Origin of the sequence: Thermodesulfobacterium geofontis OPF15, from assembly GCF_000215975.1 — a bacterium.
GTDB lineage: Bacteria > Desulfobacterota > Thermodesulfobacteria > Thermodesulfobacteriales > Thermodesulfobacteriaceae > Thermodesulfobacterium > Thermodesulfobacterium geofontis.
Genome location: NC_015682.1, coordinates 1,602,578 through 1,616,296, shown reverse-complemented (window position 1 = coordinate 1,616,296; position 13,719 = coordinate 1,602,578). Strand labels below are relative to the sequence as shown.

17 protein-coding genes and 4 tRNA genes are annotated in these 13,719 nt (G+C 31.4%); 5 read left to right on the top strand and 16 right to left on the bottom strand.

What is annotated here, in order from left to right:
• Positions 1–13 precede the first annotated feature (13 nt).
• From TOPB45_RS08305 to trxB, 4 genes are all read left to right on the top strand, one after another.
• On the top strand, positions 14–1,321 hold the full coding sequence (locus TOPB45_RS08305) for a cofactor-independent phosphoglycerate mutase (RefSeq protein ID WP_013910389.1): 1,308 nt from the start codon (positions 14–16) through the stop codon (positions 1,319–1,321).
• A gap of 14 nt (positions 1,322–1,335) precedes the next feature.
• Positions 1,336–2,931, top strand: a complete 1,596-nt coding sequence (gene nadB / locus TOPB45_RS08300) for an L-aspartate oxidase (RefSeq protein WP_013910388.1) — start codon at positions 1,336–1,338, stop codon at positions 2,929–2,931.
• 84 nt (positions 2,932–3,015) lie between these two features.
• A complete protein-coding gene (locus TOPB45_RS08295; protein WP_236608015.1) occupies positions 3,016–3,219 on the top strand; it encodes a hypothetical protein in 204 nt (67 codons plus the stop codon).
• A gap of 9 nt (positions 3,220–3,228) precedes the next feature.
• Positions 3,229–4,155, top strand: a complete 927-nt coding sequence (gene trxB / locus TOPB45_RS08290) for a thioredoxin-disulfide reductase (protein ID WP_144011507.1) — start codon at positions 3,229–3,231, stop codon at positions 4,153–4,155.
• Here trxB and TOPB45_RS08285 read toward each other — a convergent pair.
• The 16 genes from TOPB45_RS08285 to TOPB45_RS08210 all read right to left on the bottom strand — a co-directional run bounded on the left by TOPB45_RS08285 (position 4,121) and on the right by TOPB45_RS08210 (position 12,769).
• Positions 4,121–4,771 carry an L-threonylcarbamoyladenylate synthase gene (locus TOPB45_RS08285; protein ID WP_013910385.1) on the bottom strand — a complete coding sequence of 217 codons (651 nt, stop codon included), beginning with the start codon at positions 4,769–4,771 and terminating at the stop codon, positions 4,121–4,123. The genes trxB and TOPB45_RS08285 overlap by 35 nt on opposite strands.
• A 15-nt stretch (positions 4,772–4,786) precedes the next feature.
• A complete protein-coding gene (locus TOPB45_RS08280; protein WP_013910384.1) occupies positions 4,787–5,557 on the bottom strand; it encodes a zinc ribbon domain-containing protein in 771 nt (256 codons plus the stop codon).
• Between the two features lie 3 nt (positions 5,558–5,560).
• A complete protein-coding gene (locus TOPB45_RS08275) occupies positions 5,561–6,373 on the bottom strand; it encodes a Nif3-like dinuclear metal center hexameric protein (RefSeq protein ID WP_013910383.1) in 813 nt (270 codons plus the stop codon).
• A 10-nt stretch (positions 6,374–6,383) separates the two neighbouring features.
• Positions 6,384–6,457: transfer RNA gene (locus tag TOPB45_RS08270), tRNA-Ile, on the bottom strand.
• Positions 6,458–6,508: 51 nt separating this feature from the next.
• Complete coding sequence (locus TOPB45_RS08265) at positions 6,509–6,931, bottom strand: Fur family transcriptional regulator (RefSeq protein WP_013910382.1); 423 nt, start codon at positions 6,929–6,931, stop codon at positions 6,509–6,511.
• 56 nt (positions 6,932–6,987) lie between these two features.
• The gene (locus tag TOPB45_RS08260) at positions 6,988–7,362 is read right to left on the bottom strand and encodes a YkgJ family cysteine cluster protein (protein ID WP_013910381.1); all 375 of its coding nucleotides are present in this window, start codon (positions 7,360–7,362) and stop codon (positions 6,988–6,990) included.
• Complete coding sequence (gene queC / locus TOPB45_RS08255) at positions 7,349–8,017, bottom strand: 7-cyano-7-deazaguanine synthase QueC (protein WP_013910380.1); 669 nt, start codon at positions 8,015–8,017, stop codon at positions 7,349–7,351. The genes TOPB45_RS08260 and queC overlap by 14 nt, the downstream gene beginning before the upstream one ends.
• A gap of 23 nt (positions 8,018–8,040) precedes the next feature.
• Positions 8,041–8,115, bottom strand: a tRNA-Glu gene (locus TOPB45_RS08250).
• A gap of 8 nt (positions 8,116–8,123) precedes the next feature.
• Positions 8,124–8,197, bottom strand: a tRNA-Lys gene (locus TOPB45_RS08245).
• Positions 8,198–8,235: 38 nt separating this feature from the next.
• Positions 8,236–8,949: a molybdopterin-guanine dinucleotide biosynthesis protein B gene (locus TOPB45_RS08700; RefSeq protein WP_013910379.1), complete on the bottom strand. Its 714-nt coding sequence runs from the start codon at positions 8,947–8,949 to the stop codon at positions 8,236–8,238.
• Between the two features lies 1 nt (position 8,950).
• Entirely contained in the window at positions 8,951–9,637 is a 687-nt protein-coding gene (locus TOPB45_RS08235) for a metal-dependent hydrolase (RefSeq protein ID WP_013910378.1), read from the bottom strand.
• Positions 9,638–9,661: 24 nt separating this feature from the next.
• Positions 9,662–9,738: transfer RNA gene (locus TOPB45_RS08230), tRNA-Gly, on the bottom strand.
• A gap of 45 nt (positions 9,739–9,783) precedes the next feature.
• Positions 9,784–10,737, bottom strand: a complete 954-nt coding sequence (gene porB, locus TOPB45_RS08225; RefSeq protein WP_013910377.1) for a pyruvate synthase subunit PorB — start codon at positions 10,735–10,737, stop codon at positions 9,784–9,786.
• 4 nt (positions 10,738–10,741) lie between these two features.
• Positions 10,742–11,911, bottom strand: a complete 1,170-nt coding sequence (porA, locus tag TOPB45_RS08220) for a 2-ketoisovalerate ferredoxin oxidoreductase subunit alpha (protein WP_013910376.1) — start codon at positions 11,909–11,911, stop codon at positions 10,742–10,744.
• 4 nt (positions 11,912–11,915) lie between these two features.
• The gene (locus TOPB45_RS08215; RefSeq protein ID WP_013910375.1) at positions 11,916–12,209 is read right to left on the bottom strand and encodes a 4Fe-4S binding protein; all 294 of its coding nucleotides are present in this window, start codon (positions 12,207–12,209) and stop codon (positions 11,916–11,918) included.
• A 2-nt stretch (positions 12,210–12,211) separates the two neighbouring features.
• Positions 12,212–12,769: a 2-oxoacid:acceptor oxidoreductase family protein gene (locus TOPB45_RS08210; RefSeq protein ID WP_013910374.1), complete on the bottom strand. Its 558-nt coding sequence runs from the start codon at positions 12,767–12,769 to the stop codon at positions 12,212–12,214.
• Between the two features lie 148 nt (positions 12,770–12,917).
• On the opposite strand from TOPB45_RS08210, the gene fabG reads away from it, so the two are divergent.
• Positions 12,918–13,667 (top strand): 3-oxoacyl-[acyl-carrier-protein] reductase, encoded by a 750-nt coding sequence (gene fabG, locus TOPB45_RS08205; protein ID WP_013910373.1) that lies wholly within the window; start codon positions 12,918–12,920, stop codon positions 13,665–13,667.
• Positions 13,668–13,719 lie beyond the last annotated feature (52 nt).

Below are 13,719 nucleotides of genomic sequence, written 5' to 3'. Positions count from 1 at the left end.
AGAGGGTTATTAAATGGGAAGAAGAAAAAAGAAAGAAACTCTTCCACAAGAGGAAGTTTTTCAGTCTAAGCTCTTAAAAGAAATTTCTCCCCCACCAAAAGGGATGAAGTATATACTTCTTATTGGTGATGGTATGGGAGATTTTCCCATAAAAGAATTAAAAAATAAAACTCCTTTAGAGGTAGCTATTACTCCTGGGATGGATTTTATAGCCTCTTATGGAGAAATAGGAATTTGTCAAACTATTCCGCCTAATATGCATCCTGGTTCTGATGTGGCTATAATGGGGCTTTTAGGTTATCCTCCAGAGGAAAAATATACAGGAAGAGGACCAATTGAAGCAGCAAGCAAAGGCATAGAACTAAGACCTGAAGATGTAGCTTATAGATGTAATCTTGTAACTATACAATTTGAAGGTAAAGACCTTATTATGGAAGATTATTCTGCAGGACATATTTCTACAGAAGAGGCAGTTGAATTAATAGAAGCCATCAATAGAAATGCAGGAACAGATAAAATTGAAATAATCCCGGGAGTAAGTTATAGGCATATTCTTATATGGAGAGGAGGCTCTGGAGGTCTTCAAACCTATCCTCCTCATGATCTTTTAGGAAAAAGTATTTGGTTTGCCTTTCAAGCTTATGATGAAGAGCCCTATTTAAAAGAATTTATAATTAAAGCTATAGAAATTTTAGAAAAACATCCTATTAATTTGAGAAGAAAACTAAATAATTTACCTCCAGCTAATGCTATATGGCCTTGGGGGCAAGGAAGGACTCCTGAAATTGAACCATTTTTTGAAAAATGGGGTTTAAAAGGGGCTGTTATTAGTGCTGTAGACTTAGTAAGGGGGCTTGGTAAACTTGCTAAAATGACTATTATTGATGTTCCTGGTGCTACAGGATATATAGATACCAATTATGAGGGTAAAGTAGATTATGCCTTAGAAGCTTTAAAAGATCACGACTTTGTTCTTATTCATGTAGAAGCCCCTGATGAGGTCTCTCATCAAGGTTCCTTAGAATTAAAAATTAAAGCTATAAATGAATTTGATAGAAGAGTAGTAAGATATCTTCTTGAGAGAATAAATGAGGTTACTAAAAAATATAGAATTCTTGTATGCTGTGATCATTTAACTCCTATTTCTATAAGAACTCATTCAGCAAAGCCTGTTCCTTTTGCTATTTTTGATGTAACTCAGCATAAAAAGAAAAAAAGAGATATAAAATTCTGCGAAAGAGAGGCTTTTCAATCTCCGCTAATTTTTAAAAGTGGTCCAGAACTAACACAATATTTTTTACAAAGAGCTCCTCTTATTTAAAGGAAAATTTAAGAATGGAAATTGTTAAGACAGATATTCTTATAATAGGTTCTGGAATTGCAGGTTTAAGCCTTGCTTTAAGACTTAAAGATTTAGGAGAGATTACTATTCTTACTAAAAAAAGGGCATTTGAAACAGCTACTTCCTTAGCTCAGGGAGGCATAGCCTGTGTGATGGGTGAGGATGATAATTTTGAACTTCATATTAATGATACCCTTATCGCAGGAGATGGTTTGTGTAAAAAAGAAGTGGTAGAATTGGTTGTAAAATCAGCTCCAGAAAGGATAAAAGAACTTATAAAATGGGGAGTAAATTTTGATAAAGATCCAGAAAACCCGGAAAAATTTCATTTAACCCTTGAAGGAGGACATTCAAGAAGAAGAATCCTTCATGTAGGAGATTATACTGGAAGAGTTATAGAAAATGTACTTATAGAACGGGTTTTACAGGAAAATAATATAAAAATTCTTGAACACTGCTTTGTTGTAAAATTGTTAGTTGAAAACTTACTAAAACCATCAAAAATTTTAGGCGCCTTGGTTCTTGATCTTACCCATATAAAACCTGTGATATTTTTAGCTAAGGTTGTTGCTCTTTGTACAGGTGGTGCAGGAAAAGTTTATCTTTATACCAGCAATCCTGATACTGCCACAGGCGATGGAATAGCTCTTGCTTATCAAGTAGGATGTAGAATTGCAAATATGGAATTTGTCCAATTTCATCCTACCTGTTTATATCATCCTAAGGCAAAAAATTTCTTAATTTCAGAAGCTTTAAGAGGGGAGGGAGCAGTTCTTTTAAATGCAGAAGGGAAAAGATTTATGCATAAATACGATCCAGTTAGAAAAGAACTTGCTCCAAGGGATGTTGTTACCAGAGCTATAGATATGGAAATTAAAAAAACAGGAGCTGAATGCGTTTACTTAGATATTTCTCATCTTCCTTCAGATTATATAAAAAGAAGATTTCCTTTCATATACGAAACTTGTTTAAAATTTGGTATTGATATAACCTCTCAACCAATTCCTGTTGTTCCAGCAGCTCATTATCTTTGTGGTGGAATTTATACTAATATATGGGGTCAAACTGATATTCCTAATTTATTTGCTATAGGAGAATGTACTTGTACAGGTCTTCATGGAGGAAATAGACTTGCCTCAAATTCCCTTCTTGAAGCCCTTGTTTTTTCCTATCAAGCAAGCTTAAAAATAAGAGAGCTTTGGAAAGAACTTAAAGATATGCCCTTTAAAGAACCTCTTATAAAAGAATTGACTGTTAAAGAAATAAAAGAGGAAAAAGTTTTTATTTCTCATAACTGGGATTTAATAAGAAAAATAATGTGGGATTTTGTAGGTATAGTGAGAAGTTTAAAAATGTTAGAATTTGCACAAAAAAGAATAGAATTTATTAAGAAAGAAATAAAAGAAAACTGGCCAGGTATTTATCTTGATCTTGATACTATGGAATTAAAAAAAATTGCTATAGTAGCAGAATTAATAACCAGATCAGCCCTTCAAAGATTAGAATCAAGAGGAACTCATTATTTAATTGATTATCCCTATAAAAGAGATATTTATCAAAAAGATACCATAATTTCAAAAAATTTTTAAAAATTTTTCAAAAATTTCATAAAATTATCTTTACAAAATAGTTTTTTTTGATAAGATTTTTAATGAATTAAAGATTGGGAGGAGATGGTGAAAGTGATTTTTGATCCAGATATTCCTGAAGAAATTAAAGAAGACATACTTAATGCTATAAAAGAAGAAAATATAGGAGAAATTTGTAAATTTTGTGGAGGAGATACTTTATATGTAGCTCATTTAGGAAATATATTAGATGTAAAATGTTATGAATGTGGGCACTCCTATTTAGAGATAGAGTTGGAGGAGGAATAAAAATTAGAGTTGAAGTTGTATGATTTAGTAATAGTTGGTGCAGGTCCTGCAGGAATAACTGCTTATCTTTATGCAAAAAGATCCCTTTTAGAAGTTCTTCTTGTTGATAAAATAGGGATTGGTGGACAACTTCTTCTTATAGATTTTGTTGAAAATTATCCCGGTTTTCCAGAAGGTATAACAGGATTTGAATTAGCTGATTTATTTAGAAGGCATATTGAAACACTTGGTTTAAATTTTAAGCAAGGAGAGGTTAAAAAATTAGAAAAGAAAGATAACTTTTTTAATCTTTATTTAGATAACAATGAAATTTTAACTTCTAAAACTGTTCTTTTATCTATAGGTGCTTCTCCCAGAAAATTAAATATTCCTGGAGAAAAAAAATTCACAGGAAAAGGGGTTTCCTATTGTGCAACCTGCGATGGACCCTTCTTTAAAGATAAAATTATAGCTGTAGTAGGTGGAGGTGATACAGCTTTACAAGAATCACTTTCTTTAACCAAATTTGCTAAAAAGATATATCTTATTCATAGAAGAAATACTTTTAGAGCAACTAAAGTTTTACAAGAAAGAGTTTTTAAAGAAGAAAAAATAGAAATTCTTTGGAATACAATTGTTACAGAAATTAGAGGAAAAGACCAGGTAGAAGAAATAGAAATTTTTAATAAAGAAAAAGGAGAAAAAAGCACCCTTAAAGTTTCAGGAATTTTTATTTTTATAGGTTATGAGCCAAATACTGATTGGTTAAAGGGTGTGATAGAATTAGATAATGAAGGATTTATTATTACTGATGCAGAAATGAGAACCTCTCTTCCCGGAGTATGGGCAGCCGGAGATTGCAGAAGTAAAGTAGGAAAACAAATTGTTATTGCTTGTGGTGAAGGAGCAGTAGCAGTGATTTCTATAGAAAATTATCTTCAATCAATAGGGATTTAATTTTTTCAAAGGAAATTATCCCCTCTCTTATTAAAGAAATTTTATTTTCTACTACTGAAACAATAGTGGAAGGCGAAGTAGCATAGAGGATTCCTCCATCTAAAACAAAATCTACTTCTGGTATTTCATTTAATACTTCTTCAACACTTCTTGATGGCTTTTTCTCACTTATATTAGCACTTGTTCCTGTAATTGGGGCTCCAAATACCTCGCATATTTTTCTTACTATAGGGGAGGAAGAAAACCTTACTCCTATAGTTCCTGTTTTAGCTGTAAGCAAAGGGGAGACAGATTCTTTTGCTTTAAACACTATAGTTAAAGGTCCAGGCCAAAATTTAGAAATTAATTTTTCAGCTATAGGTGGGACCTCTTTTACTACAAGAAAAAGCTGTTCATAATTTCCTATAAGTAAAAGAATAGGTTTGTTAAAGGGTCTTTTTTTTAGATAGAATAATCTTTTTATAGCTTTTTCTGAAAATGGATTTGCAGAAAGACCATAAAAGGTTTCTGTAGGGATAGCTCCCACTTTATCTTCCTTTAAATAAAAAGCTACCTTTTCTGCAATTTCATTAAGATTGGAAAGATCTTCTGAAAGTTTTAAAATTATAGGGTTCATCAAAAATAATTAAAATTAAGATGAAGAAGCTTCTTTTAAAGAAGGTTTGTTTTCCTCTTTTTGAGATTCTTCCTGAATATAAATTCTTTTGTAGTAAATTAATCTTTTACAATGGGGACATTCATAATATCTGTTATCCTTTTGCAATTCATTATAAAGTTGAGGAGGAATTGCCATATGACACCCTTCACATACATAATTATCAACAGGAGCTATTCCTAATCCCCCTTTCTTTTCTCTTAGAGCTTCATATTTTCTTAAAAGATTAGAAGGAACTTTTTTAGCAATTTTTTCTCTTTTTTTCAAAAGTTCATTTTTATTTATAGAAAGTTTAGCACAAAAGGAATCAAATTTTTGTTTTTCTTCTTCAAAAACACTTTCTACTTTTTTCATTTCTTCTTCTAATTTTCCCTTTTCTTTTTCTAAATTTTCTATCTCTTCCATTAGTTTTAAAATTTCATCTTCTTTTTGTTTATTTGCTTTTTTGATTTCTTCAATCTCCCTAAGGAGAAGTTGATATTCCCTTGTACCTCTTATTTGAATTAATCGAGCTTGTGTACTTTTTAATCTCTGATATTCCTGTTTTAATTCTTCTTCAAAAAGATCTTTTTGCTTTTTCTTTTCTTCTATAATTTGATTTAAGTTTTCTATTTTTTTTGTCAGTGCTTCTTTTTCTTTCTGGGCTTTTTGTAAAGACTGAGGGATCTCTTGCATATTTTTTTCAATTTTAAGTATTTCTAAATCTATTTTTTGTAATTCAATAAGTTTTGATATTTCTTCTTGCATTTATTAGTCCTCCCTTTTATAAACAAAAATTTTATATGGACTTTCGTTTTTTAATATTTCTATTGGAATATTTATATTATGGGTTTTTAAAAATTCTTGAATTTTTAATTTAAGGAAAGGTAAAACAAAACTTTCTGAAATTCCATGATCTATAATAATGAAATTAAAACCTTCTTCATGAGCTTCTTTTGCATAATGATATTTTACATCAGAGGTTATTAAGGTATTTATTCTTAATTTTTTAAGTTCATCTTTTAGAAAAGCCCCTGAGCCTCCACAAAAACCAAAGGAATCTATCTCGGTTTCTAAGTCTCCTACTACCATAACCCAATTATTTATAAGATTCTTAATTTTTTCAACCAAATCTTTTAATTTAATAGATTTTTTTAAGTATACAACCCTTCCCAGTCCAAAATTTTCATTTTTTTCTTTGAGAATAAAATCAGATCCTTCTAAATTAAGAGCTTTTATAAAAGCTTCTGATACTCCATCTGATATTTTGTCAAGAGGTGTATGCCAAGAAATTAAATTAAGATTTTTCTTTATAATAGAATATATTAATTTTCCTTTGTATTCATCTTGGATAATATTTGATAAAGGTTTATAAATAAGAGGATGATGGCTTATAATAAGATTGAGGTTTTTTTCAGAGGCATAAGAAATTACATCTTTTGAAACATCTATAGTTAAAAGGATACCAAAAACAGGATTAAAAAAAGAACCTATTTGTAATCCATTATTATCTTGGGGTTCTGCTAATTGAAGAGGAGCTATATTTTCTAAAAACTTACAGATATCTTTTACATAAAGAGACATAATTTATTAGTGGGCCCGCCAGGATTCGAACCTGGGACCTTCCGGTTATGAGCCGGTGGCTCTAACCAGCTGAGCTACGGGCCCTTTTCTATCTGCAAATTTATAAAATAATATAAATTTTATTTCTTGTCAAGATTAATGGGATTTATGTTTTTGCTTACATTCTGGACAAAAACCAAAAAAGATAATTTGATACTCAGTTATTTCACAATCCTTTATTTCTTCAGGAATATTTAAATTATCCTTAATGTTTTCAATATCTATAACCTTTTTGCAGGCTTTACAAAAGAAATGATGATGAGGATGGGTAAAAGGATCAAATCTTTTTCTCGTACTTTCAACACTTATTTCCTTTACTAATCCTTTTTCTGTAAGTACTTCTAATGTATTATAAACTGTAGCAAAAGACATACTTGGGAAACGAGGTTTTAATGCATTATAAATGTCTTCAGCCGAAGGATGGGATTTGTTATTTTCCAAAAATTCGAGAATCGCTAATCTTTGAGGAGTTAGTTTTAATCCTAAACTTTTGTAAAATTTTAATTTCTCTTCAGTCATTTTCATTCATCCTCCCTAAATTTTTTATAAATTTATTATAAGTTTAAAACATTTTTTTATTTATGCAAGTTTTTAAAAGATTTTAATTTTTCCCAATTTAAATCTTTTAGACCTAAGCAAGAATTTTGAATAATTTTAAAATTTTCTTCATCTTCAAAAATAGCAGAAATTAAAGGCCATTCCTTACATTTTTCAGGTTTAACAGGATGAATTTTACAAAGTTTTTTTTCTTTATCAAAAAATATACAAAACCCATCTTTTACCCTCATTTCTATTCTAAATTTTCCTTTTTTTACAGTATATAAATTTAAAAAATCCTCTTCAGAAAGATTTAAAAATTGAGCAATTCTTGAAATATCCCTTTTAGAAAGACTAATAGTACTTTCGCCTTTACAACAGGAACCACACCTTTTACATTCAAACATTTTCATAAAGAATTGGATCTTTAATACCAGCCTCTTTGAAGGCTTTTAACCTAAGGTTGCAAGAATCACATTTTCCACAAGCCTTTTCACCACCTCTATAACAGGACCAAGTCAAGTGAAAGGGGGTATTTAGTTTTATACCAAGTTCAACAATCTCTTTTTTGGTAAGATTTATAATAGGTGTTTCTATTTCAATCTGCGTTTCAGGCTTTGTTCCTACATTTATGGCTTGATTAAATTTTTCTATAAATATTTTCCTACAATCTGGATATCCAGAAAAATCTACTTCATTTACCCCTATAAATATTTTTTTTGCTCCTATTACCTCAGCCCAGGCAGTAGCAATACTTAAAAAAATACCATTTCTAAAGGGAACATAAGTAGAGGGTATACCTTTTTCTTGTTTTTCGGGAATTTCAAGTTCTTCTGAAATTAAACTTGATCCTCCAAAATCCTTAAAAAAGGGAAGATAAACAATTTGAAATTTTTCTGGTTTAAAAAATTCTATTAATTTATAAAAACATTCTAATTCTTTTTTTTGAGCCTTTTGCCCATATTGAAAATGTAAAAAAGCGAGTCTGTAATTTTGGGAAGCAATACTTGCACATACAGTGCTATCCATTCCGCCACTTAAAAGGACTATAGCAAGCTCATTTTTCATAGTTTATAAAAATAATAAAAAAGCGCCCCCAAGGGGATTTGAACCCCTGTCGCCGGCGTGAAAGGCCGGTGTCCTGGACCTGGCTAGACGATGGGGGCATCTTTTATGGGCCGGGTAGGATTCGAACCTACGACTCCCAGCTTAAAAGGCTGGTACTCTGCCTGGCTGAGTTACCGGCCCATTTTTTAATTTTTATTAATCGTGTTTACAAATATAAATTAAATCTCTTCTTTGTCAAGTTTTTTGTTTAACTTAATTTTAATTTCTATCTCTTCAATTTTATCAGGAACTTCTTTCAAAACCTTTATAAATCCTAATAAAGGATATATAAGTGCATCCTCCACAAAACTTTTCATAGGTATTTTTTTGTTATTAATTTTAAGTAAAACTCTTGGCTCATATTTTCTAATAAGTTCTTCAATAAAATTTGCAAGAGTCTCGTAATCTTTAAAAAGAAAAAATTTTTCTTCAGGATAAAGAGATTCCCACCTTTCTAAATCATCTTTCACCACAAAACCTAATAAATTTCTTATCTCACTTTTTATTCTTTTTAAATCTTCATCTTTTTCTTTTACTACCCAAATTTTTTGAACTATATCAAAGTTTTTAAACCCTTCTAAAATAACTATATTAAAATTCCAAAAGAGAGACTGAAAATAAACATACCAATCCTTAAAAGAGGAAAGGTCAAAATTTTCAGGGTTTAAATAAAGGGTAAATAAATTTTCTTGAAAAAATCCAACTAAAGGAACCCCTTTTTTTCTATAAAGCCAAGTATCCTTTTCTGGTATATCTGTAAAAATATCCTTTTCTTTAGAGGATTTTACAACGGCAATTTTATAACCTCTATTTTTAAGGATTTCGTATAAAGAAAGAGCAAGGGTTGTTTTTCCAGCATTATGATATCCTGAAATAGAAAATAAAAAGGGCATATTAAATGGTAATCTCTTCTCCTATTTTTGGAACAATAAGAACAGTAGGAATATTATATTTTTTTAATTCCCTTTCAAAAGTTTCTATATCTCCTGTAAGAATGGGAAAGGTTTCATAGTGCATAGGGATTACAATTTCAGGTCTTATAAGATCACAAGCTTTAGCAGCCTCTTTAGGTCCCATTACATAGTGATCTCCTATTGGGAGAAAAGCTACCTTAGGAGAGTAAAGTTCTCCAATTAATTTCATATCATAGAACAATCCTGTGTCTCCTGCGTGATAAATAGAAGTCCCATTTTCTAAGGTTATTATAAATCCACAAGCACTTCCTCCATAACTGCCATCAGGAAATGAAGAACTATGTAGAGCAGGGACCATAGTAAATTTTAAATTATTTACTTTATAAGTCCCACCGATATTCATTCCTGTTACCTTAGGGATCCCTTGTTTAAGTAAATATTGATGTATCTCATGAATAGCAATTACTTCTGTAACAGCTGTTCTTGCAAGTTTAAGAGCATCTCCAAGATGGTCTCCATGAGCATGAGTTATTAAGATAAAATCGTAGGGACCAAGATCAACATTTTTTGGAGCTAAAGGGTTACTTATCCAAGGATCTATGAGTATTTTTTTACCTTCCTCAGTTATAATTTTAAAACAAGAATGTCCGTAAAAGGTTATTTTCATTTATATTATCTTTTAAAGATAAAATGGAGCGGGCGACGGGATTCGAACCCGCGACCTACAGCATGGCAAGCTGTCGCTCTACCAGGCTGAGCTACGCCCGCAAATCAATTTTTAAATATAACTTATAATTAAAAAGCGTCAAGAATTTAAGATTCTATACCAAAACATTCAGAAAGTTTAACAACTTTTTCGTATTCCTCATCTACCCTTTTTTTAATATATTCTATTTGCTCTGGAGTTAAATGCCTAAATCTTCTTTGCAATTTAAAATACTCTTCTATAGGTTTTGGCTTATCAATTTTTCTGTTAAGGATATATTTTCCATCTATAACCTCATAAAGAGGAAAAATTCTTGTTTCTACAGCTAATTTAGCAAGTAAAACACTATCTTCACTTTTACAACCCCATCCTGTTGGACAAGGAGAAAATACATGAAGGAAAGCAGGTCCATTTACCAAGGATGCTTTTTTTACCTTATTCATAAGGTCAACAGGATAGGCGGGACTTGCTGTTGCTGCGTAAGGAATATTATGAGCAACTACTATTCCCATAAGATTTTTTTTCCAAGTGACTTGCCCTTTTATAACTTTTCCAGCAGGGCTTGTAGTTGTATGAGCTCCAAAAGGAGTAGCACTTGATCTTTGAACACCTGTATTCATATAGGCTTCATTATCAAGACAAATATAAATAAAATCATGCCCCCTTTCTAAAGCTCCAGAAAGAAACTGAAGTCCTATATCAAAAGTTGCTCCATCTCCTGCAAAAACAACTACATTTATCTTTTCTCTTTTAGAGATTTTACCCTTTCTTTTTAAAACTTTAATGGCTGCTTCAATTCCCGAAGCAACTGAAGCTGAATTTTCAAAGGCTACATGTATCCATGGCACTCTCCAAGAAGTATATGGAAAGGGGCTTGAAATAATTTCCATACAACCTGTAGCTGATACTGCAATTGTATTTGGTCCGAGTGCTTTTAAAGCTAATTTAAGAGGTAAAACTGTTCCACAACCTTGACAGGCTCTATGTCCTGGAGCAAATCCATCATATTCAGGTAATTTTTTTAAATTAAAACCTTTAAAATCTTTTAGTTCTGGTCTCATTTCTTTACTCCTTTACTCCATAAATTTCATAGGAAAACTTTGGTTTTTTATTAATAGCTTCATAGGTTTTTTCAAAAAGTTCAACAAAATCATCTACTGTTACATCTCTTCCAGAAAGTCCAGCGATAAAATTTACTACCTTAGGTCTTTTATTAGACTGGTATAGAGCAGAACGTACCTCTATTCCTACAGGACCTCCTGTTGAGCCATGACTTACAGCTCTATCTATAACTCCCAAAGCTCTTATTTTTCCTATAGCTCTTAAAAAATCTTTTAAAGGAAAGGGTCTCCAGAGTCTAAATCTTAAAAGTCCTACTTTTTTTCCTTTTTTCCTCAAAAAATCAACTGCATTCATAGCTGTTTCAGCAAGACTTCCCATAATAAGAAGAGCAACCTCAGCATCTTCCATTTGATAAGTTTCAACAGGTTGATATCTTCTTCCTGTTAATTTTTCAAATTCTTTCCAAGCATTTACTATAATTTTATAAGAAGCTTTAAAAGCTTCATCTTGAGCTTTTTTTGCTTCAGTATAGATTTCTGGGACCCCTATAGCTCCCATTGTAATAGGTTTTTTAGGATCTAATTTATATTTCATACGAAGAGGAGGAATATATTTGTCAACTAATTCCTGGTCTAAAAGCTCAATAGGTTCTATTACATGAGAAAGGGTAAATCCATCAATATTTACCGCAACTGGAAGTAAAGCCTTTTCAGCAACTCTGTAAGCATGATATATAAGATCTACTGCTTCTTGCCCATTTTCAGCAAAAGTAGTTATCCATCCAGAATCTCTCATAGTCATCACATCTGAGTGATCATTCCATATACTTATAGGAGCAGAAATAGAACGATTAGCAATAACCATTACAATTGGAAGTCTAAAAGCAGAAGCAATAAAAAGATTTTCATACATTAAAAGTAATCCCTGAGCAGACGTAGAGGTAAAAGTTCTTGCACCTGTTGCAGCTGCACCTATACAGGCACTCATAGCTGCATGTTCAGATTCAACAGGCATATATTCAGCTTCTAATTCCCCATTATTTACAAGTTCAGCTAAGTGTTCAACAATATGAGTTTGAGGAGTAATTGGGTAAGCAGAAATTACATCAACTTTACACTGAGCAACTGCCTCAGCTATAGCAATAGAAACCTCTTTAGCTAATCTTTTACCCATTTCTCTATGCCTCCTCTAAAACCATAGTTATAGCATTTTTAGGACAGTTAGCTGCACATATTCCGCAACCTTTACAATAGTACAAATTGCAAATAAAATAACCTTCTTCATCTTTTTCATAACAAAGATCCGGGCAAAGAGCATAACACATTCCACATTTTATACATTTTTCTTTATCTAAAACTGGTTTATAGGCTCTCCAATCTCCAGTTTTAAATTTTACAGAATTTCCAGGTTCTAAAATAAACATTCCAGGTGCTAATTCTTTCCAACTGATTAGTCCTTGATCCTTTGGCATCTTTATACTCCTTTATAAATTTGAGTTTCTTCTAAAGCTCTGTGTAAAGCTTTAATATTCTTTTCAGCAAGTTTACCAAACCTTTCCTTTAATGCTTCTTCCATACTTTTAACTTCAATAAGTCCTGTAGCTTTAAGAAGAGCCCCTAACATAGTAGTATTAGTAATAGGGACACCTATTTCTTCAATAGCAATTTTAGTTGCATTAACTAAAGCAAGTTTACCTTTATAATCTCCTAAAATTTTTCTAACCTCCTCCTCAGAAAGATGGGAATTCAAAATAGCTACGCCATTTTCTTTCAATCCTTCAGTAACCTTAGTTATTTTAGGAAGAGATGGATCAAGCACCAAAATTATATCAGGATGATATATTTTTTCTCTTGTTCTTATTCTTTCTTCTCCAATTCTTGCAAAAGCCTGAACAGGTGCTCCTCTTCTTTCTGGTCCAAAACTGGGAAATGCTTGGGCAAATTTACCTTCATTAATAGCTGCTACAGCAATCAATTCAGCAGAGGTTACAGCTCCTTGACCTCCTCTTCCATGAATTCTTATTTCTATCATAAAACTCTCCTTTTTTAGAAAATTGTTTACTTTACATATTGATTTTTCTCTATCACAAAATAAATATCTTGTCAAGAGAAATTGACAAAAATTTCATTAATTTTTAAAATGTGTTTTCTAAGATTTTTTAAAAAGGAGGAAAATGGAAATGGGGGAACTAAGTGGAAAAGTGGCTTTAATAACAGGGGCAGGAAGAGGTATAGGAAGGGCTATAGCTTATGAACTTGCTAAGGAGGGTGCTAAAGTAATTATTAACTATAGAAAATCGGAAGAAAAAGCAAAGAGCTTAGTTGAAGAAATAGAAAAAATAGGAGGAAAGGCTTATTTAGCAAAATTTGATGTAGCAAATTTTGAAGAAATAAAGGAGAAAATAAAAGAAATTGAAAAAGAAATTGGAAATATTCATATTTTAGTTAATAATGCAGGTATTGTAAAAGATGCTTTATTTTTGAGAATGAAAGAAGAAGACTGGGATGAAGTTATTAAAACTAATTTATATTCAGTTTTTTATGTTACACAGGCAGTTTTACCAATGATGATAAAGGAGAGATGGGGAAGGATTATTAATATATCTTCGGTAGTGGCATTTACAGGAAACCCTGGGCAAACAAATTATGCAGCTGCAAAAGCAGGAATTATAGGATTTTCAAAAGCACTGGCTTTAGAAGTTGCGAGTAGAAATATAACCGTAAATGTAATTGCTCCAGGTTATATAGAAACTGATATGACAGCAGGACTTCCAGAAAAGGTAAAAGAAGCGTTTTTGCAACAAATTCCACTTAGAAGAACTGGACTTCCAGAAGAGGTAGCTTATTTAGCTACATTTTTAGCTAGTGAAAAAGCAAGCTACATTACCGGTTGCGTTTTTCATGTAAATGGTGGTTTATATAGAGGCTAATATTTTTTGAAAATTATTTCTTGAAAATTTTTAAAAAAGTTTTAAAATAAAA